General features: G+C 69.8%; 21 protein-coding genes. 12 read left to right on the top strand and 9 right to left on the bottom strand.

Annotated features, from left to right (window positions below):
• Positions 1–31: 31 nt before the first annotated feature.
• Both OG741_RS35460 and OG741_RS35455 read right to left on the bottom strand, forming a co-directional pair.
• On the bottom strand, positions 32–604 hold the full coding sequence (locus OG741_RS35460; RefSeq protein ID WP_405604566.1) for a TIGR03086 family metal-binding protein: 573 nt from the start codon (positions 602–604) through the stop codon (positions 32–34).
• A 51-nt stretch (positions 605–655) separates the two neighbouring features.
• The gene (locus OG741_RS35455; protein ID WP_405604564.1) at positions 656–1,078 is read right to left on the bottom strand and encodes an SRPBCC domain-containing protein; all 423 of its coding nucleotides are present in this window, start codon (positions 1,076–1,078) and stop codon (positions 656–658) included.
• An 87-nt stretch (positions 1,079–1,165) separates the two neighbouring features.
• Here OG741_RS35455 and OG741_RS35450 point away from each other — a divergent pair, with 87 nt between their 5' ends.
• Together OG741_RS35450 and OG741_RS35445 are read left to right on the top strand one after the other, a co-directional pair.
• Positions 1,166–1,489 (top strand): metalloregulator ArsR/SmtB family transcription factor, encoded by a 324-nt coding sequence (locus OG741_RS35450; protein ID WP_328666250.1) that lies wholly within the window; start codon positions 1,166–1,168, stop codon positions 1,487–1,489.
• Positions 1,486–1,923 (top strand): SRPBCC domain-containing protein, encoded by a 438-nt coding sequence (locus OG741_RS35445; protein ID WP_405604562.1) that lies wholly within the window; start codon positions 1,486–1,488, stop codon positions 1,921–1,923. The genes OG741_RS35450 and OG741_RS35445 overlap by 4 nt, the downstream gene beginning before the upstream one ends.
• An 18-nt stretch (positions 1,924–1,941) precedes the next feature.
• Here the strand turns inward: OG741_RS35445 and OG741_RS35440 are convergent, their stop codons facing one another.
• The 3 genes from OG741_RS35440 to OG741_RS35430 form a co-directional block, all read right to left on the bottom strand.
• A complete protein-coding gene (locus OG741_RS35440) occupies positions 1,942–3,183 on the bottom strand; it encodes a heparan-alpha-glucosaminide N-acetyltransferase domain-containing protein (RefSeq protein ID WP_405604560.1) in 1,242 nt (413 codons plus the stop codon).
• 205 nt (positions 3,184–3,388) lie between these two features.
• Positions 3,389–4,654, bottom strand: coding sequence for a threonine--tRNA ligase (thrS, locus tag OG741_RS35435; protein WP_405604558.1), 1,266 nt, complete (start codon positions 4,652–4,654; stop codon positions 3,389–3,391).
• A 144-nt stretch (positions 4,655–4,798) separates the two neighbouring features.
• Positions 4,799–5,074, bottom strand: coding sequence for a hypothetical protein (locus OG741_RS35430; RefSeq protein ID WP_405604556.1), 276 nt, complete (start codon positions 5,072–5,074; stop codon positions 4,799–4,801).
• Between the two features lie 536 nt (positions 5,075–5,610).
• On the opposite strand from OG741_RS35430, the gene OG741_RS35425 reads away from it, so the two are divergent.
• The 6 genes from OG741_RS35425 (at position 5,611) to OG741_RS35400 (ending at position 8,970) form a co-directional block, all read left to right on the top strand.
• Positions 5,611–5,883, top strand: coding sequence for a hypothetical protein (locus tag OG741_RS35425; protein WP_405604554.1), 273 nt, complete (start codon positions 5,611–5,613; stop codon positions 5,881–5,883).
• A gap of 304 nt (positions 5,884–6,187) precedes the next feature.
• The gene (locus tag OG741_RS35420) at positions 6,188–6,787 is read left to right on the top strand and encodes a DUF5994 family protein (protein ID WP_405604552.1); all 600 of its coding nucleotides are present in this window, start codon (positions 6,188–6,190) and stop codon (positions 6,785–6,787) included.
• 112 nt (positions 6,788–6,899) lie between these two features.
• A complete protein-coding gene (locus OG741_RS35415; RefSeq protein WP_405604550.1) occupies positions 6,900–7,376 on the top strand; it encodes a DUF5994 family protein in 477 nt (158 codons plus the stop codon).
• Positions 7,377–7,464: 88 nt separating this feature from the next.
• Positions 7,465–7,665 carry a DUF5988 family protein gene (locus OG741_RS35410; RefSeq protein WP_405604548.1) on the top strand — a complete coding sequence of 67 codons (201 nt, stop codon included), beginning with the start codon at positions 7,465–7,467 and terminating at the stop codon, positions 7,663–7,665.
• A 145-nt stretch (positions 7,666–7,810) separates the two neighbouring features.
• Positions 7,811–8,632: an alpha/beta fold hydrolase gene (locus OG741_RS35405; RefSeq protein WP_405604546.1), complete on the top strand. Its 822-nt coding sequence runs from the start codon at positions 7,811–7,813 to the stop codon at positions 8,630–8,632.
• 17 nt (positions 8,633–8,649) lie between these two features.
• The gene (locus tag OG741_RS35400; RefSeq protein WP_405604544.1) at positions 8,650–8,970 is read left to right on the top strand and encodes a hypothetical protein; all 321 of its coding nucleotides are present in this window, start codon (positions 8,650–8,652) and stop codon (positions 8,968–8,970) included.
• Between the two features lie 53 nt (positions 8,971–9,023).
• On the opposite strand, the gene OG741_RS35395 is transcribed toward OG741_RS35400, so the two are convergent.
• The gene (locus tag OG741_RS35395) at positions 9,024–9,725 is read right to left on the bottom strand and encodes a DUF2993 domain-containing protein (RefSeq protein WP_405604542.1); all 702 of its coding nucleotides are present in this window, start codon (positions 9,723–9,725) and stop codon (positions 9,024–9,026) included.
• The gene (locus OG741_RS35390; protein ID WP_405604540.1) at positions 9,722–11,941 is read right to left on the bottom strand and encodes an MMPL family transporter; all 2,220 of its coding nucleotides are present in this window, start codon (positions 11,939–11,941) and stop codon (positions 9,722–9,724) included. Before OG741_RS35390 ends, OG741_RS35395 begins: the two co-directional genes overlap by 4 nt.
• Positions 11,942–12,271: 330 nt before the next feature.
• On the opposite strand from OG741_RS35390, the gene OG741_RS35385 reads away from it, so the two are divergent.
• Positions 12,272–12,958, top strand: coding sequence for a response regulator transcription factor (locus OG741_RS35385; protein WP_405604538.1), 687 nt, complete (start codon positions 12,272–12,274; stop codon positions 12,956–12,958).
• Positions 12,955–14,331, top strand: a complete 1,377-nt coding sequence (locus OG741_RS35380) for a sensor histidine kinase (protein ID WP_405604536.1) — start codon at positions 12,955–12,957, stop codon at positions 14,329–14,331. The genes OG741_RS35385 and OG741_RS35380 overlap by 4 nt, the downstream gene beginning before the upstream one ends.
• 177 nt (positions 14,332–14,508) lie before the next feature.
• On the opposite strand, the gene OG741_RS35375 is transcribed toward OG741_RS35380, so the two are convergent.
• Entirely contained in the window at positions 14,509–15,372 is an 864-nt protein-coding gene (locus tag OG741_RS35375; protein ID WP_405604534.1) for a leishmanolysin-related zinc metalloendopeptidase, read from the bottom strand.
• Positions 15,373–15,684: 312 nt separating this feature from the next.
• Between OG741_RS35375 and OG741_RS35370 the strand changes: the two genes are divergently transcribed.
• Positions 15,685–17,877: an endonuclease gene (locus OG741_RS35370; RefSeq protein ID WP_405604532.1), complete on the top strand. Its 2,193-nt coding sequence runs from the start codon at positions 15,685–15,687 to the stop codon at positions 17,875–17,877.
• A gap of 12 nt (positions 17,878–17,889) precedes the next feature.
• Here the strand turns inward: OG741_RS35370 and OG741_RS35365 are convergent, their stop codons facing one another.
• Complete coding sequence (locus tag OG741_RS35365; protein ID WP_405604530.1) at positions 17,890–18,741, bottom strand: caspase family protein; 852 nt, start codon at positions 18,739–18,741, stop codon at positions 17,890–17,892.
• A 177-nt stretch (positions 18,742–18,918) separates the two neighbouring features.
• Here OG741_RS35365 and OG741_RS35360 point away from each other — a divergent pair, with 177 nt between their 5' ends.
• Positions 18,919–19,863 (top strand): hypothetical protein, encoded by a 945-nt coding sequence (locus OG741_RS35360; RefSeq protein ID WP_405604528.1) that lies wholly within the window; start codon positions 18,919–18,921, stop codon positions 19,861–19,863.

Below are 19,863 nucleotides of genomic sequence, written 5' to 3'. Positions count from 1 at the left end.
GGCCTCCTTGCGGGGCGGCTCCCGTCGGCGGTCAGCCGGCCCACTCGGGATTCCTCCCGCTGGCACCGAGCGCACGGTGGAAGGCGGGTGCGTTGTCGGGCACGGGGACGGGCGGGCCGTAGGAGCCCCTGATCCGGGCCTGCTCCGCGATCTGTTCGACCGCGCCGAGCGTGGCCTGTCCTGCCTCCTCGCTGACGGCGAAGGACCGTCCGGTGGCCCGGGCCAGGTCCCAGCCGTGCAGCGCGAGTTCCTCCAGGGTGATCGTGGCGGCGAAGCCGGCAGGCATCTCGCCGGGGCCGAACTCGGTGGTGCCTTCGTACGCGCCGGGGGCGCCCCAGGCCGCGGCGGCCCGGTTCGCGGACTCGGCGACGGACGCCGGTGACATGTCCGTGGCGGCGGCCTCGTCGGGCTGCGGCTGCTTGCGGGCGGCTCGTGCGGAGGAGGTCAGGGTGCCGCCCAGGTGGTCGAGGAGCTCGGCGACGGTGAACTTCTCGCACGGGGTGCGCTCGCCGAGCTGGTCGCCCCGGATGCCGGAGGCGGTGGCGGCGACCGCGTCGGCGCATTCGCGGATGGCGGTGGGCAGTGCCTGCTGCTGGGTGTTCATGAGTCTCTCCATCGGATTCGCCGGTGGTCCGGCGGGGGTGGGACGGTCGGGTCAGGAGGTGAAGAAGGGCGCGGGCTCGCCCGTCTCGGCATACGCCTTGAGCTGCACGAACTTCGTCGCCCAGCCGTAGGTGAAGTCCCTGTAGGCGTCGTCGACGGCCGGGAACCCGCTGTGGGTGAAGCGCAGGGTGACATCGCCTTCGGGGCGGGTGAGGACCTCGTAGGTCTGCACGGTGCCGGTCCAGGGTCCGTTCTCCCCCGCCAGCACGAGCCGCTTGCCGGGCTCCGCCTCGGCGACGCGCAGCCGCCAGGGCTCCGGCACGCCCGGGAACGCCAGCTCGTGCAGGCCGTTCACGCCCTGGTCCGCGGTGGCGGTCGTGGTGAACCAGCCCCTTATGCCTTCGGTTGTCGAGATCGCCGCGTACACGGTGTCCGCGTCGGCCTCGATGTGCAGCTGCATCGCGATGTCGGCCATGAGATGTGCTCCGTTCTTATTGCTTTAGTCGACACTAAAATGACTTCGACGCGATGGCAAGCTGAAGCGGCGGCTAAAATGAGCGTCATGGATGCGGTACGGGCGGTCGCCGAACCCAGACGGCGCGAGATCCTTCGCCTGGTCTGGGACGCCGAGCTGTCAGCGGGCGAAATCGCCGAGCGGTTCGACGTCACCTTCGGCGCGGTCTCCCAGCACCTCAAGGTGCTCAGGGACTCCGGTCTGGTTACGCTGCGCCAGGACGGCAGAAAACGCTTCTACCGGGCCGACCGCGAGGGCATGGGCCCGCTGGCCGACTACCTGCAGTCGATGTGGGCCACCAAGCTGGACGCCCTCGCCGAACTGGCCGAAGCGGCCGAACGCGCCGAGAAGTCCGAGGAGGCAAGCCCGTGAGCACCGATCTGGTCACGCTGGAACGGCGCATCGACGCCCGGCCCGAGACCGTCTTCTCCTTCTTCACCGACCAGAACAAATGGCTGTCCTGGATGGGCCAGGACGGCGAGTTCAGCTTCCTGCCCGGCGGCGCCTACCGCACCACCGTCACCGGCCAGAACATCGCAGAGGGCCACTTCGTCGAGATCGACCCGCCCAAACGCCTCGTCTTCACCTGGGGCTGGCTGGACAGCGGCCTCGGCGTCCCGCCCGGCTCGACGACCGTCGAAATCACCCTCGAACCCGACGCCGAGGGCACACTGCTCCGCCTGGTCCACCGCGACCTGCCCTCCCCGCAGGCCCGCGCGGCCCACAAGGACGGCTGGATCCACTACACCGACCGGCTCGCCACCCTCGCGGAGGGCGGCAACCCCGGCCCCGACACCTGGATGTGACGCGGCGCCGAGCCGTCGTCATCCGCGCAGGGTCAATGCCTTCCGGGTCTCTCTGCTCTCGGGAGTCGGTGGTGCCTTCCGGATCGGCGTGATCGCATGAAGGGCCCATTCCAGCGGCCCGCGCCTGAGCGAAGTGCCGCGGAAGGTGTACGCCCAGAGGACACACCCCACCAGCGAGATCCCGCAGAAGGCGCCCAGGGCCGGCCAGCCGTGCTGCGGTTCGAGCTCCGCCCGCGCGAGGACGTGCAGGGCGTACACCGACAGGCCCATCGTCCCGACGACGGCCAGCGGGCGCAGGAGCAGTTCGAGCACCTGAAGGCGGCAGGCTGCCACTGCCAGGCCGATGAGGAGCAGGCTGACACCGATGTTGGCGAGGGTCTCGAAGGGCGTCTGGCTGTAGGGATCGTCGACCAGCAGCCACGCCCAGGAGGTGCTGGGTATCGCCCCGGCCTGTCGGGCAAGCACGGCCTGTACCGGATCGGGGGCGTTCATCGCGAAGGCGTGGCTGCGGGCTATGGCATCCAGCAGGGCCGCGCGCCCGCCGGCCGGCCCGAGAGCCAGCGCGGACAGCCCATGCCCGGCCAGCACGGTCACTGCTCCCCAGCCGATGAGCCGACGGGCTGTTCCGGTACGCGTCAGGTTCACCACCCGGCCCAGCGCCATGCCGACGATGACGTAAGGAAAGTAGGTGAGCCAGGGGTAGGCGCCGGACACCAGCAGCGTGTCGAGCGCCTCACTGAATCCGGACCAGCCGGTGACCGCGTCGAATCCGGGGTAGCGGCCGCGTCCGATGGTGCGGTGTCCCAGGTACGGCCCAAGCCAGTACGACAGGACCGGACCCAGCACCACGGAGACCGCGGCGACGGCGATCAGTGCGCGGGTGCGCAGGCGGGCCAGCGGTTCCGCCGTCAGGAAGTACACGGCGAAGAACGTCAGGATCACCGCGATCCCCGACCTCAGCTCCGTCAGCGCCATGCCGAGCACCGCGAGTACGGCGCAGCGTACGAGCGTGGCGCGCAGCGTGCCGGCCAGCGGTGGACGGGGCTCGGTGCCGCCCCGGGAGAGCGTCAGCGAAAGGCCCGCGATCAGGGTGAAGATGCCGGGCGCGCGACCGTCGAAGGCGACCAGCAGATAACCTGCGCCCTCGGGCTTCGCCGGGGGTCCGATGTGCGCGGCGAACATGGCGAACACGGCGATGGCGCGGACCACGTCCACGCTGAGCAGACGCCTGTTGGCCGATGTTGCTGTACGTTCCTGCATTCTTGCTGCTGCTCCCGCGTCTGTTCGTATCAACGGGCGGCCGTTCAGGGACGGTCTGCGACCGATGCCGACTGAAACTCTGTTCGCCCATGCGGTCGTTAGGAGGACGAGACGGCTGGCCAGGTTGCCTGGTACAGCCGGAGTTCTTGGTGTCGATGGTGATGCGCGGTCGGGCCCCTTCGCAGAGGTGCGCCGTACCGAGCTGCTACGCGAGCGCTTCGGTCCCCCACAGCTCGGTGCTGTGAGCGGCGACAAGCGCGCCGATACGGGACAGGACCTCGGCGGCAGGCAGGACGTCGAGTCGGCGCCCGTCACGCAGACGCAGGGCGACCTGGTCGCCGTCGGCCTCCTTGGCGCCGATCACCGCCTGGTAGGGCACGAGCCGGGCGGCGCGGACGCGGGCGCCCAGGGTGCCTCGTTCCTGCCCGGCGACTTCCGCCCGCAGTCCCTGGGCGACGCATCGCCGTACGAGCGCGTCGGCCCGGCCCGACTCGGCCTCGGAGACCGGGAGTACCACCAGCTGAGTGGGAGCGAGCCAGGCGGGAAAGGCACCGCCGTGCACCTCGATGAGGTGGGCGACAGCTCTCTCCACGCTGCCGATGACGCTGCGATGAACCATGACCGGCCGGTGTTTGGCCCCGTCCGGGCCGATGTAGTGCAGATCGAACCGTTCGGGCTGGTGGAAGTCGACCTGGACGGTGGACAGGGTGGCCTCGCGGCCGGCGCCGTCGGCGATCTGTACGTCGATCTTGGGACCGTAGAACGCCGCCTCCCCTTCGACGGCGTCGTACGGGACGCCGGACGCGTCGAGTACGTCTCTGAGCAGGGCGGCGGCCCGCCGCCACATTTCGGGGTCGGCCACATACTTCCCGCCCGGCCCGGGAAGCGAGAGCCGGTACCGGGCGGGGCGGATGCCGAGAGCTCCGTACGCCCGGCGGATCAGCTCCAGGGCTGCCCGCGCCTCGTCGGCCGCCTGGTCCAGGGTGCAGAAGATGTGCGCGTCGTTCAGCTGGATCGCCCGGACGCGGGTGAGACCGCCGAGCACCCCGGAGAGCTCGGAGCGGTACATGCCTCCCAACTCGGCCATTCGCAGGGGCAGTTCACGGTAGCTGTGGGCGCGGGAGCGATAGATCAAAGCGTGGTGGGGGCACAGGCTCGGCCGCAGGACGACCTGTTCGCCACCGAGATCCATCGGGGGGAACATGTCCTCGCTGTAATGGGACCAGTGACCGGAGATCTCGTACAGTTCCCGCTTGCCCAGCACCGGCGAGTACACGTGCTGATAGCCCGCCCGGCGTTCGGCGTCGCGGATGTACTCCTCCAGGGCGTGCCGGACGGCGGCGCCCTCGGGCAGCCAGTACGGCAGGCCCGCGCCCATCAGGGGGTCGGTGTCGAACAGGCCCAGTTCGCGGCCGAGTTTGCGGTGGTCATGCATCGTGGTCTCCTCGCGGACGGTGAGGCGGGTGACCACATGGCGAAGCCCCGGGGCACTCGCCCCGGGGCTTCGGACAAAGACAACTGTCAGCGCGCCGGGACACTCTCCGGCGTCGTCGTCGGGCTCATGGCAGCGCGCTTCATGGCGGCGACCGTAACAGAGGCACCGATCTTCACGCGATCAGTTTTCGGCAGGGGAAGGCGGCGGGAGTGCGATCGCGTCGGCAGGCGGAAACGGCTTGGGCCGACGCGGCTCGCGCACGCCCGCGCCACCCTCACCGAGCCCGCCACCCCAGTCGCCGCAGGCCGGAGCGGGGCGGACCAGCCGTACCGACGTCGCCAGCCAGACCAGGGCGAGGAACGCCGCGACCGGCCCGGTGGTCAGCAGCACCCCGGCCGGCCCGCCGCCGAGCAACAGCCCGGCCACGGCCATGGCCACGAACAGGGTGCGACGCACACAGCCGCGGAACGTCACGGTGGTTCGGCCCAGCTTTCCGACGGCGCGCGGACCTTGCCAGACGGAGCAGGGCCTGCGCCCACAGCGCGTGCAGGCGTTGCAGGCTCCCGAGGGCCTGGGGAACACGCCTGATTCCATCGGGTCGCGACGGCTGCGTCTGAAGACCACGGCGACCTCCGTACGGGTGCGCACTGGAGCCTCACCCCAGACTGCGCCCCGAAGCCCGCCCGGGCAAGGAGCACGGACCCGGCGCCCGCGTGGCGCCGACGCCGTGGCCCGCCGCACCGGAGCCGTGGCTGGGCGCTCTCCAACTCGCGGACAATGGACGGGGCCGGGCCGTCCCCTGCACGACGGTCGAGGCGCTGGGGGCGGAGTACCGTGAAGTCACCGGGAGCGCGCACATCATTCGCCGGGCAGCAAGGCCTTCATGCGACCAGCGAGCCGGACACGACGTGGCTTGTGACGAGCAAGTCTGACGCGGGTGACGCCCCGCATCCGGACGAGGTCTGACAACTCCCTTCCAGAAAGCGGCAGTCATGGCATCCCTGGCCGAGCGGAAGGCATACCGCGAGAAGATCATGCAGGCTCTGTACGAGACCACCGAGGGCAACCGCCTTCTGGGTGTGACCGGGGAGAAGCTGGTTCACGATCTCGGCATCCATGAAGAGGATCTGGCCGCCGCCTGCACTTATCTGGTCGGCGAGGATCTGATCACGGTCGACTGGGCCACGGGCAATACGCCGGCCATGGTCTCGCTGACACATCAAGGCATTCGACGCATGGAGGCCGAGGAGGAAGAGCACGGCTGAGGCGCCATCGGCCCGCACCCCAGGCCCGAAATATGGCATGGACGGGAGTAAAGTCGGAATTTGGGTTGGTGCACTCTCACGTGCAACCGCCCGGAAGGGCGGCCCCGGTGTGTATACGCCGGGGCCGTTGCGTCGGCTACCGGATGCCGTCCAGACCGGCGTTCCGCATTGGTCCGGTGGGTACCGGCCGGGAGTACCCTGGAGCCACCGAGGACACTTCGTGCACCAGCTCCCAGGCTCGTGTCGTTTTCGGCGATTCACGACACCGGGCGGGCTGTGTTGTGCCCGGGGGCAGGTCAGTCTCATGACCGCGACCATTCTGAACATACCTGCGGTCGAAGACCGGACCTCCTCTTCGTTGCCGCTCCGACTCGTGCTGGCGCCGGCCGGCACCGCTCCGGCCCTGATCGACGGTGCCTGGTGGCCCCGCTCCCGCGATCTGACGGCGGAACTTCCCGCGCTGACGGCCGTGCTTGACCCGCTGTGGGGCAGGATCACCCGCGTCACCGTGAACCCCACGTTCTGGCCGGTCATCCCGCGAATGGTGCCTGTCGCCGGACATGTGGTGCATGTCGGCTGGTTCAAGGCCGAGCAGGACCCCCACAAACTGCTGCTGCTCTCCTACACGTCCGGCCGCTGGGACCTGCTGGTGATCCCGCCGGAGACCAGCCCCGCCACTGCGGCCCGGCTGATGGCCACAGCGACTGATCCGTCGCGATGTCTCACCGCGAGCGGCCTGATCCAGGAGGCCGAGTTCTTCCGGACGGCGGCGGAGAACGACTGGGACTCGAACCGGGAGACGGTCTGGGACTCCGAAGGCGGCCACGAAGCGCGCCGCGTGAGCTCATCTCCAGCCGGCCGAGCGGTCAGCGCTCACGCAATGGAGCCGACGGAAGGCATGTGAGGATCATGGGAACCTTCCTCACCGTGCTCCTGCTCATCGCGATGATCGCTCTGGGCGCGCTCTTGATTCACGCCTCCGGTGCCGTGGGGCGGCTCTGGCCCCGCCGTCGCTCATGACTGCCGACTTCAGCACTCCGACTCCTCTCCTGCTCCTCGCGGACACGAGCGATCAGCCGATGGTTCCCGGTGCCGCCGTGCTGAGGATGGAGACCACCTCCAGCCGTGTGGGGCTGTTCGACGGAGCCTGGTGGCCACGCTCCCGCGACATCGAGGCCCAGCTGCCCGGCCTGATCACCGCCCTGACCGCCCAGCTGGGCCCCATCGCACGCGTCGGCCTGGACGCAAGCGCCTGGGACCGCGCTCCGGGCCACCTGGTCATCGATGACCGCATGGTTCGTATCGACTGGTCCGCGGTCGACGACCACACAATGATCATCACTCGGGGACCTCAGGACCACTTCTCCTTCCTGGTGATCCCACTCGATGCCGACGCGGACGCCGCGCACGCCGCGATGACCATGGCCATACGGGACGGCAACTGCACGTCCGCGGAACAGATCCTCGCCGACACCGGCATCCTTCCCGCCTAGCGGGGAACACTCGGGCCCTTCGGCCGAGCGGCCGAGCTCGTCCTCGATCCGAGGTGCGAGCGGTCGCTCCGGTAGGAAGACTGGCGCTATGACTACCAAGGCAGTCCTCGAGGGCGGGCCGGACGATCTGCACGAGCGGATCGTCCCGATCACGCCTCCGGGACAAGAGCTGAAGATTCCGCACCGCGGCGGATTCGAGCACTTCAAGGTCACGTCGCGGCATCAGGAGACACCCGAGGGACGGTTGCCCGTCTACGAATGGTGGGAACGGACGGAGATCGCCGAGTAGGGCCCGCGGTCGGGCCCGGTGCCGCGCGCGGTTCCTTCGCTGCCCCGGCGGGAGGGGCCGCTCGTCGGTACGATCGGAATGATCGCCGCTCGGCTCCACCGGGCTCGCGGACAGGGGCCGTCCGGGCGCGGCGAGGAAGGCCGCCATGACCACCATCTCCGTCAAGGCCGCGCCTCTGCGGGACGGGCTCACGCTCCCCTACGCCGAGGCGGGCTACCCCCGTGGCACTCCCGTCGTCTTCGTCCACGCCATCGCCGACTCCTGGTGGTCCTTCGAACCTCTGCTGAGGCGGCTTCCGGCATCCCTGCACGGCTACGCCCCCACCCAGCGCGGCCACGGCGACGCCGACCGTCCCGCCGACGGCTACCGGCCCGAGGACTTCGCCTCCGATCTCGTGGCCTTCCTCGACGCGGCGGGCATCGGCCGCGCCATCCTCGTCGGGGCCTCCAGCGGCGGCGTGGCCGCCCGTATGGTCGCCGGCAGCCACCCCGACCGCGTATCGGGGCTGGTACTGCTCGGCGTCCCCGCCACGCTCGCGGACAAGCCCGCGGTGACCGGTCTGCAGGAGAAGATCGAAGGGCTCTCCGATCCCGTCCCGCGCGCGTTCGTCGAGGACCTCATGTCCGGCATGGTGGCCCGCCCGGTGGCCAGGGGCTTTCTGGAGACCATGATCGACGAAAGCCTCAAAGTCCCTGCCCACGTCTGGAAAGAGACGATGCGGGGGCTGCTCGAAGCCGATCTCGGGGCGACCCTCGCGGGCATCCTGGTGCCGACGCTCGTCATCTGGGGCGACCAGGACGATTTCCTGCCGCGCAGCGACCAGCAGACCATCCTCGACGCGATCCACGGCTCGCGTCTTCTCACCTACGAGGGCGTGGGCCACGTCGTCCACTGGGAACAGCCCGAACGCGTCATCGCCGACCTGATCGCCTTCGCCGCCCGCACGGCGCCGGCCGCCGCTCCGTGACCACAGAGGAGAGAGCCGTGTCCGACCCCGTGGCACCCGGCGATCGCCCCGCCCGTCCTCCACGGGGAGGGCGGCGATGGACGTCCTTCGTCGCCGATCCCTCGACCCCCGAGAAAGCGTCAAGGGGCCTGCACGAGGCCACCAACCTGGACCACCGCCTCCGCGTCGAGCACGACCGGCACACCCTTCTGATCCATCTCAGCGACGAGGACGGTCACGGGTGGACGACGATCGCGGTGGACCGGGCGACGCGCCAGTGGGCCGTCGCCCAGGACACCCGGCAGTCCGACACCGCACGCATCGCGTACGAGAGCCTGTACGGCGGGCCCCAGAGCTAGGCTGACCTTTCCTCGAAGCCGGGGAAGCCCATCGGGCAGCCCTGCGCGTGTCATTACGGCTGTTCCGGCCGATGCAGTACCGACGGGCCACCGGACGCCAACCGCAGGTGGATTCCGTCCGCCCCGACCTCGACGGATGTCGCTTCGAGGCCCAGTGGGTAGTCGCGGCGCTCGTCCTGGCGGGCGAAAGAGTCCCTGATCCGGTCGATCATCCGGTCGGGGGCGGGCCTGCCCATGATGTCCGCCGACGCGATCGTCGTCTCGACGCGGCCGTCCCGGATCCGGGGCCGCAGCGTCACGCTGCCGATTCCGGCCCGGCCGAGGACGAGGGTGAGCGTGTCCGCCCCGGGGTCCGTTCGTACCTCGGTGACGGGCATGCCGCCGAGGTTGCCCGCCATCTGCGCGACGGCGCTCACCGGGATCAGCACCGTCGCGCGGGCAGAGCCCACGGTGGCGGCGTCGGGATCGCCGCCGGTGAAGCGGACGTCTTCCAGGCGCGCGTGGAGTTCGGCGTCCGGTACGCGGCCGAGGCGCACATGGTCACCGTCCATCTCGACGAACGGCAGGTGCTTGTCGCCGAGTTGGAGGAGCGCCGGGCGGGCCGCGAGGTCGATGTCGATCTCTCCGCCCAGAGCCCGCGCCGCCGCCTCCTCGATGCGGCCCTGGATGACGGAGCGTGCGAGCAGTTCGCCGCACACCGGCACCGCTACGAGAACTCCGGCCACGGCCAGGGCGATCCAGGTCCGGCGCCTCATGCGCGGCTCTCCTGCCCGGACCGTACTGTCGTCCCCTCCGGATCGAGGCGTGGCAGCAGCCGGTCCAGCCACCGTGGCAGCCACCAGTTGGCCCTGCCGAACAGGTACATGGTGGCGGGCACCAGCAGCAGCCGCACCACCGTCGCGTCGATGACCACGCTCACGCCGAGCCCGAGCGCGAGCATCTTGATCACCACATTGGTGGAGAGCAGGAAGGCGAGGAACACGCTGGTCATCACGATCGCCGCGCAGCTGATGACGCGGGCGGTGGCGGCCAGTCCCCCGGCCACGCTTTCGTGGTTGTCGCCGGTCTCCAGCCATGTCTCGCGAATCCGCGCCAGCAGGAAGACCTCGTAGTCCATCGAGAGCCCGAAGACGATGGCGAACATCATCATGGGGACGTACGACTCCACGGGCACGGATTCCGTGACGCCGAACAGCCGCCCGCCCCAGCCCCATTGGAAGACCGCGACGACGACCCCGTAGGCCGCGCTGATCGACAGCAGATTCAGCAGGGCCGCCTTCACCGCGACGAGCAGGCTGCGGAACACACAGAGCAGCAGCAGGAAGGCGGCACCGACGACGACCGCCACGATCCACGGCAGTCGCTCCACCAGCACGTCGCGGAAGGCGACATGGACGGCGGTGGTGCCGGTGACGTACGCCCGTGAGCCGGTGCCGTCGAGGGTCTTGGGCAGCACCTCGTCCTCGAGCCTGTGCACGAGTTGGGTGGTCGACTCGTCCTGCGGGCCGTGGTGGGGGACGACGGTGGCCGTGAGCAGGGCCCGGTCCGGCGTGTATGCGGGCCGGGTGACGGAGGCGACGCCGGGGGTCCGCTGCAGGGACTCGCGGACGTCGGCCGCGACCCGGTCCGTGTCCTTACCGCTCCCGGCCGGTGCGACGACGACAGTGAGCGGACCGTTCGTGCCGGGCCCGAACCCGTCCGAGATCAGGTCGTACGCCTGGCGCTCGGTGTAGCCGGCCGGGCTGGCGCCCGCGTCGATGTGGCCGATCCGCATCGAGGCGAGCGGCACGCTGAGGACGCCGAGGATCAGCAGGCCCGCGGTGAGGAAGAGCCACGGACGGCGGCCTACCGTCGCTGCCCAGCGCCGCCAGGTGTCGTCGGCGCCCTCGGACTCGGCCACCGGGCGGCGTACGGACCAGCGGTCGATACGGCGCCCGAGGAGGCCGAGCAGGGCGGGTGTCAGGGTCAGCGAGGCGAGCGCGGCGACCAGCACGGTGATCGCTGCCGCGAGGCCGAGCGTGCCGATGAACGCGACACCCGAGGCGTACAGGCCCGCGAGGGCCATGGCGACCGTGGCGGCGGCGACCAGGACGGCCCGGCCGCTGGTGGCGAGCGTGCGGCCGGCGGCCTCCTCGGGCGGGACTCCCGAGGCGAGGAGCCCGCGGTGGCGGGTGGTCAGGAAGAGCGCGTAGTCGAGGCCCACGCCCAGGCCCATCATGGTCGCGAGGGTGGGCGCGGCGGAGCCGAAGGTGAAGGCGGCGGCGATCAGGCCGAGGACGGACAGGCCGCCGAGCAGGCCGACGACCGCGGTGACGAGCGGCAGTCCCGCCGCGGCGGTGCTGCCGAACCCGATCAGCAGCACGATCACGGCTGTCGCAAGGCCGATGACCTCGGACAGGCCGTGTGCCGCCTCGGGCCGGGCGAGCTGGCCGAGCGTGCCGCCGTACTCGACGGTCACGTCGTCGGCCCGCAGCTCCGCGACCGCCGTGTCGACCGCGTCGACGTAGGACCGGTCGAAGGTCGCCGGGTTCTCGGCGAAGCGGACGGTGGCGTAGCCGATCGTGCCGTCCGTGGAGAGGGCACCCGGTGTGCCGAGCGGGCCGGCAACCGTCAACACATCGGGCAGGTTGGCGAGTTCACCCATCGCGTCGTCGATCGCCGCCCGGTGCGCCGCGAGCGGGCCGTCGGCCCGGAGCACGATCTGCGCGCCCACGCCTTCCAGGTCGGAGCCGTGCTCACGCAACAGGTCTGCGCCCTCCTGGGCGGTGGTGCCGGGCAGCGAGAACTCGTCCTCGTAGGCGCCGCCCCAGGCCCGGTCCGCGGCGAAGGCGGCGACCAGGACGAGGAGCCAGGCCACGATCACCCGGCGGGCGCGCCGGGCGCACCACCGGCCGAATCGGTGCAGGGCCCCTGGTGGCGGCGGAGTCCCTGGCGGGGCGGGGCACACGGTGTCGGGTGCGGAAGCAGTCATGGCGTGATCCTGGAACGCGCAGGTGAGCGACGGATCAGCGGAATGTTCGAGGAATGTCAGAGCGCGGCGGCCGAGGCCCTGCGGCACCTGGCGCCGGGCTGGGTCCTGTCCGGTCGATCAGGCCGGATCAGTGAGCGGGGGCTGGTGCGTGCGATCGCAAGGCGGAGGAAGGAGCCGACGCGGAGCGTCGGCGACTGACGCAACGCGGCATGGGGGCACCTCCCGTGCCCGAAGGGCTACGGGGGAGTGCGTGCCAGGGCACGCGAGCCCGGCAAGATCGGCCGGACAGGGCCTAGCATCGAAGATCCGTACGAGGGCGAGGAGTGGGACATGCCGGACAGCAAGGGCCTCGTCCTGATCGTCGAGGACGAGCGGCACATCGCGGATCTGCAACGGCTGTATCTCTCCCGCGAGGGCTTCGGCGTGCATGTCGAGGCCGACGGGCGCGCCGGGCTCGCGGCGGCGCGGCGGCTGTGTCCCGTCGCGATCGTTCTGGACATCGCCCTGCCGGGTCTCGACGGGGTGGAGGTGTGCCGCACGCTGCGCGAGGACGGGGACTGGACGCCGGTCCTGCTGGTCACGGCGCGCGACGACGAGACGGACCGGGTGCTCGGTCTGGAGCTGGGTGCGGACGACTACATCACCAAGCCGTTCTCGCCACGGGAGCTGGTCGCACGGGTCAAGACGGTGCTGCGCCGGGCGGCCGGTCCGCCGGATGGGGCCAGGCGGCGAGTGGGCCGGGTCACGGTCGATCCGGTGCGCCGCACGACGGAGGCGGACGGCCGCCCCGTGGAGCTGACCGCAACGGAATTCGATCTCCTGACCCATCTCCTGCGTCACCCCGGGCGGGTCTTCCCCCGAGAACAGCTGCTCGCCCAGGTGTGGGGGCAGGCGGACTACCGGGGCAGCAGGACCGTGGACGTCCACATCGCGCAGTTGCGCGCCAAACTCGGCGACGCGAGTCCGATCCGTACCGTGCGGGGCGTGGGCTACAGCGCGGCGGAGCCCGCCTCGTGAGGAGCCGGCCGGGACCCATCACCCGCGGCATCACCCTGGTGACCACCGCGGTCGCCCTGCTCGCCGTAGTGCTGACGGGCGCGGTCGCCTGGTACATGATCCGGGACGGCGCCGAGGCGCAGCAGCGCGACCAACTGGGGCGGCAGGCGGAGGTGCTGAGCCGCACCCCCGTCTTCTCCCAGCTGCTGCTCGACCGCGAACAGCGGCTCGCCGGATCGAACGGGGTGCGGCTCGCCGTCGTCGGCCCGGCAGGTGACGCCTCCGGACCGGCTGCCGCGGCTGTGGACGCCCGGACCCGCACGGCACTCCTCGACGGCGAGTCCGTATCCACCGACGCCCAACTCGACGGCGAACACGTCCTGGTGGAGGGCCGCCCCGGGAACGGGAACACCGCTGTCGTCCTCACCCAGCCCTACACGGTCGTGCACAACAGCATCTCCCGTATGCGCGGGGCGCTGATCCTGCCGCTGGCGGTGGGTCTGGCAGGTGCCGGGCTAGCGGGACTGCTGCTGGCCCGTCGCCTGTCGCGGCCGCTGACCACGGCGGCGACGACGGCACGGCGGCTCGCCGAGGGTGAGCGCGGTCTGCGTGCGGCGCCGGGCGGGCCGCGTGAACTCGCCGATCTGACGGGCGCGTTGAGCGTTCTGGACGAGGCGTTGGCGCGCAGTGAGAACCGGCAGCGGGAGTTCCTGCTGTCCGTCTCGCACGAGTTGCGCACGCCGCTGACCGCGACCCGCGGTTACGCGGAGGCGCTGGCCGACGGTGTGGTCGGGGCCGACGACCTGCCGGAGGTCGGCGAGACGCTGCTCAGCGAGACCCGGCGTCTGGAACGCTTCGTACAGGATCTGCTGGATCTCGCCCATCTGGAGACCGACGACTTCCGGGTCGAGACCCGTCCGGTGGACCTGGACGCGCTGGTGGCGAAGGCGGGCACGGTCTGGGAGAGCCGCTGCGCACGCCATGGCGTGGAGTTCCGCCTGGAGCGCCCCGGCGCACCGCTGACCGTGGACACCGACGGCGAGCGGGTCCGGCAGATCATCGACCAACTGGCGGAGAACGCACTGCGGGTGACCCCGGAGCGAGCGCCGCTGGTGCTGGCTCTCGCCCCGGACGGCGAGGGAGCGCTGCTCCAGGTGCGCGACGGCGGGCCGGGGCTCGCGCCGGAGGATGCCGAGGTCGCCTTCCAGCGGGGCGCTCTGCACGCCCGCTACCAGGGGATCCGGCCGTCCGGCACGGGCCTGGGCCTGGCCATCGTGCACCGGCTCACCCAGCGCCTCGGCGGTTCGGTGACCGCTCAGGGGCACGGTCCCGAGGGCGGGGCCTGCTTCTCGGTCCGGCTGCCGCGGCGGCGCTGGGCCGTGTCTGACAAATAGCGCCGTCCGCCCGCAGGGCGGGTGCGCGGCGTCCGGTGCGTGCAATCGCAAGGCGGAGGATCATCCTCGTACTGGACGTACTTGGATGACTCCGACAACGCAGCGAGTGGGCGTGCCGGGCGTCGCGCGCCAGGCGAGATTTGTCAGACACGGCCTAGGACCTGCCGGCGGTGAGCGTCACGCGGAGGGGCGGCCAGAACTTTCCGCGGGCAGCACGACCGGGATGACCGGCAGCATCATGCCGCGGTCCGTCGGCGCGCTGTGCGTCACGAGTTCGCCGGCGCGGGCGAGTTCGAACAGATCGGGAAGCTCGTACGGTTCGGCGGCATCGAGGTCGACCTGGTAGCCGAGGTCCTGCAGGCTCGCGACCGTCAGACGGCTGAGAGGATTCCCGGGCGAGCCGACGAAGCCGGACATGAGCTCGTTGTGAAAGACGGTCTCCCGCCAGTGACTGTCCGCGGTGCCCGGACCGCCCGTGGCCTCCACCGGTACCGGCACCGGTCCGCCGGCGCCCATGAGCGTGCCGAGTTCCTCCATGGCGGCGGCTCCGACGAAATTCGGATTGGGCGACCGGGGGTCCTTGAGGAGGCTTTTGTCCTCCCACACCGTGCCAACTCCCAGCACATGTCCCATTTCATGGGTGATGACGTCGAGCAGAGTCCCGTCGTCCTCCATGCGTACCAGGTCGGCCGTGTCGAAGGACATGATTCCCTTGACCGGCAACAGCGCGCCGACGGCGGCCGATGCGGAGCGCACATGTGTCGGGCCCGCCTGTCCCAGAATTCTGCCGGTGCCGTCTATCGGCACTCCCTGAGCGAGTATCAGAAGGTCGTCGATCACCTCGCCGCCGAGAATGACCGTGGGCAGATCGCCGATGATGACGCGCGCCCAGCGGTCGGCCGCCCGCTCGAAGGCCTGCTCCTGAGCGTCCGTCAGCCCTCCGAGGAACTGCACGTCGATCGTGAACGGTGAGGTGACGTCGGCGAGTTCCTGCGCGCGGGCGGGATGGGCAACCGCGTGGTAGGTCCGGTAAGTGCACATGGCCTCTCCTCGGCTGAATGCCACTCGATCGTTTACTCCTTCGAGCCGTTTCCCTTTCGAGCATAGGAGCCGGGCCATTGGGGTGCTCGACAGGTTCCCGTCCAAGCAAATCAAATTCAATTCGCAATAATCCAGCGGTCCAGTATTGAAGGGGCAACCACTGAGCCGTTCGAGTGAGCACCGATCGACAATCCGTGTTCATAATGAAGGAGGGGCGACAGGCAGCAAATCCATGTTCGGACGATGGCCGGGAGGCGGGCCGATATGACAGTGCAGCAGTTGTCGCATGCCGATTCCGAATATCTCTCACAAATGAAGCAGGCTCGCGACCGCTACGAGATGCGCGCCGCGGAGCGGGCCCGTAACCTGCGCGTCCTCGACCGGCGCGGCATCCTGTACGCCGACGCCCCGGAGCGCGTGGAGAAGAGGCTGGCACGCCTGGGCGCCGATCGTGCGCTGGCGACCGCGATCGAGCAGACACCTACGGCAGCCACCACGGGCAGCAGTCTGGAGCTGGCGCCCGACTCCTTCGGTGCCGATGTGCTGGGTCTTGAACGCCTCATGGGGCGCAACGACCTCATCGGAGTCGGTTTCCTCGAAGCGGGCTTCATAGCGGCGCGCTCGATCGGGCGCGTGACGGTCCGGTCAGGGGGCGGAGGCCATCACGGCACCGGATTCCTCATCTCCCCCACCCTCCTGATGACGAACAATCATGTGCTGCGCACGGCGGACGAAGCCGGCAGCGGAGTCATCGAATTCAACTTCCAGGCCGGACTGGACGGACAGCCACTGCTGCCCGTGGTGTTCCGGCTGGAGCCGCAGACGTTCTTCGTCACCGACCAGGCCCTCGACTTCAGCATCGTCGCCGTGGCCCAGCGCTCCCAGGACGGACAGCCGCTCGCGCCGTTCGGCCGGCTTCCTCTCAAGGAGGCCGAAGGCAAGGTCATCCTCGGCGAGATCGTCAACATCATCCAGCACCCCAACGGCGAGCCCAAACAGCTCGCGCTGCGCGAGAACAAGGTCGTCGACCTGCTGGATGAGTTCGTGCACTACGAGACCGACACGGCCCCCGGCTCGTCGGGGTCCCCGGTCTTCAACGACCAGTGGGAGGTCGTGGCCCTGCATCACGCCGGTGTTCCGCGCACCGACGAGCACGGCAAACCTCTTGCCGTCGACGGCTCCGTCTGGGAGCCGAGTATGGGTGAGCAGCGGCTCGACTGGAAGGCCAATGAGGGCGTACGGATCAGCCGCGTACTCGGCGCGCTCCGGCAGGTCCCGATGTCCGGTCCCGCCGCAGCGCTCCGTGAGGAGATATTCGCCGCCGGAGCCGCCCTGCACTCGGTGGAGGTGTCGCCACCGCCGCCGGGCCGGACGAACGGCGTCGGGCATCAGAGCCTCACCGGCCTTGTGCCGGACGGGGCCGTGCAGCAGCCGGTGCCCGGAGGGACGGTACGTCTGAGCGTCCCGCTGAACATCACACTCAGCGTGGACCCCGCCACGTTCCAGGCGCAGGCCGACACCACGGCCGCGGCTCCGGCATCCGTTCCGGCCACGGCCATCCCGGGCCTGACGGGCCTTGCCGGCCTCCCGGGCCTTCCGGGCATCGCCGTCGGACACATCGACGGTCAGTCGCCCGCCGAGAACGACCTGGCCGCCGCGCTGGTCAATCTCGCGGCCGCCAGGGCGCGTCCGTACTACGACGCGGCCGCGGACCGTACCGCGCGGGACGCCTACTACGCGGACATCCGCACCGGAAGCCCCGCCGCTCTTCGCCGCGCGCTCACCGAACTGCTCGAGACGACACACGAGAACCGGCCGGCGTACAAGCCGATGCGCATGCTCTACCCGTGGGTCGACCTGCACCCGGACGAGCAGTTGCGCAGCATCTACTCGGGCAAGGACTTCACTCCCGAAGAGCTGATAGAGGCCGACGCCGCGGTGGAGGCCGCCCGGATCGGACGCTGGCAGGAGTTCCTGCTGCACGAGAGTGCGCCCGGCCCTGGCGCGCTGGAGGCCGAGTTCGACGCGCTGGAGGCGGCACTGCCGTTCAACTGCGAGCATGTCGTGCCCCAGTCGTGGTTCGCCAAGAAGGAGCCCATGCGCGGGGACCTGCATCACCTCTTCGCCTGCGAGTCGGCGTGCAACAGCTTCCGCGGGAACATTCCGTACTTCGACTTCGCTGAGAGCGAGGAAGTCGTACGGCACTCCTGCGGGCGCCGCGAACCGCTCAAATTCGAGCCGTCGGCCGGCAAGGGTCCGGTCGCCCGCGCGACGATGTACTTCCTGTTGCGCTATCCCGGATTCATCGGGGACGAGGCGCGCGAGCTCCAACGCGAGCGCCTGGACCTTCTGCTGTCCTGGCACGCCGCCGACGCGGTGAGCGAGTACGAGCGGCACCGCAATGCGGCGATAGCCGAGATACAAGGCAATCGCAATCCGCTCATCGACCACCCGGAGTGGGCCGAGGAGATCGACTTCGCCGGTGCCTGGCCCGACGGCGGTTGAGGAGCAGACCTTCTAGACCGTGAAGGGGCGCTGCTCCAGGAACGCGTCCCTGGGACGGCCGGTCACGTAGAAGTTCGGGCTCTGCGTGGCCGGCATGTTCCGCACGATGTCGCGGTGGAAGGCGCGGTACCCGCCGCGGAACGTCCCGCCGTCCCAGACCTCCAGCAGCGTGCCGGTGAACTTGCCGTTGACGGGGCCGTCCGAGGAGAGCTGGTTGTCCTGGCAGCCGGAGATGAGCAGCGCGTTCACCTTCTCCTCGCCACCGTTCCCGGTGCCCAGCGCGCGCTGGATCTCCTGGAAGAACTCCTTGTCCCGCTGGTAGATCTCGTACTGCTTGGCGACCGGCATGAGCCGTGAGGTGTTCTCGATCCGGTTGGGGTCGCTGGTCTGGAACTGCTCCTTCATGGCCTTGGGGCTGAGGACTTCCCTCACCTCGATGCCGGTCCCGCTGTGGCAGGAGTCGAGGAGAGCGAGGATCCTTACCCCCTCGTCGAAGCGGGCGAACTCCCGGTAGAGCTCGTCGTCGAGGAATTCGCGGTCGTAGAGGACGAGGGTTTCGTCGAAGTCGTCCAGCTCGTCGTCGGACCCGACGGTGTTCGGCACCTGACCGCCGTGACCCGAGTACGTGAACATCAGGATGTCCCCGCTCTTGAGCCTGCCGGCCGCCTTGCGCAGTTCGGCGGTGACGTTCTCGACGGTGCCGTCGGGGGTGAGCAGGGTCGTGTCGTCGAAGCCTGCCTCGCGGGCCAGACGGGCCATGTCGTTGGCGTCGTTCTCGCAGGCGACGAGCTCACCGTCCCAGCCGCCGTATTGCCCTGGGTCGACCTTGTTGAGTCCGACGTGGAGGGAGAGGCCAGTGGCCATGAGAAGAACTCCTTGTGCCTGGGTGACATGCGTCGTCTGGATGAGTTCCGTGGCCCTTCGGTGTCTGAACCCTTTTCCGGCGGGCGGGCGCCCGAATGGCGGACACATCACCGCAGGCCAATACTGAAAACGACCGACGTCCAAGTGACGGGCGTCCGTGCCGTGTCGGGAGGCGCAATGCAACCCAGGCTCATCTACGTCCACGGCAATGGGAACAAGGTCCGTCCCGAACTGCTCAAGTCTCAGTGGGACACGGCTCTCTTCGGCAGGGACATGGGCGATTCCTCGCGCATGGCGTACTGGGCTTCACTCCGGTACGACAAGCCTCTGCCCGACCACCGGCCCGACCCGCTTCAGGGTGGACCGGTCGACGGCGTGCCTCTGGAGACCGAGGGGAGAGGCGCGCCGGCGGAGTTCGAGGCGCCGGAGGAATTCGTGGCGAGAACCCTCGACGAAGCGCGGTTCGACGCGAGCGGGATCACGCCGGAGTCGGTGCCCGGTACGGGCCGGATGAAGAGCGCACTCAGCGAGTGGCTGCTGGAGATGACGTATCTCGGAGACACGCTCGCCGAGACGGAGGAGAACGGGCAGGGTACGCAACTGCCCCTCGAAGCACTGCCGTTGCCGCGCGCAGCCCGCAAAGCGGTGTTCCGGCAGCTCGTCAAGCACACCTACCACGATGTCCACGCCTATTTCTTCGGCGGGGCGGGACCGGCGATCCGCGACGTGGTCAAGGAGGCGCTGGAGGGCCTGGACGGCGCCCCGCTGGCGGTCGTCGGGCACAGCCTGGGGTCCATCGTCGCCTACGAAGTACTGGCCAATGAGGAACGGGACGTCGAGCTCTTCGTCACCCTGGGGTCGCCACTGGCAATCACGGAGGTGCAGGACCATCTGGCGAAACCGCCCGCGGTTCCGTCCGGCGTGCGGGCCTGGCGCAACGCCTCGGATCTGCGCGATCTCGTGGCCCTCGACCACACGCTCCGGCCCGAGTACGCACCGGTTGAAAAAGTGACCGATCTGCTGGTCACCAACGACAGCAGGAACCATCACGGCATCTCCGAGTACCTGGGAAATCCGCAGATCAGGGAGCCGTTCCAGCGCATGTTCAGCCGCCTTGCGTGA

This window comes from Streptomyces sp. NBC_01410 (genome assembly GCF_045040195.1).
In the GTDB taxonomy this organism is placed as follows: Bacteria; Actinomycetota; Actinomycetes; order Streptomycetales; family Streptomycetaceae; genus Streptomyces.
The sequence above is the reverse complement of the archived record's forward strand: the minus strand, read 5'-3'. Positions and strand labels throughout refer to the sequence as shown.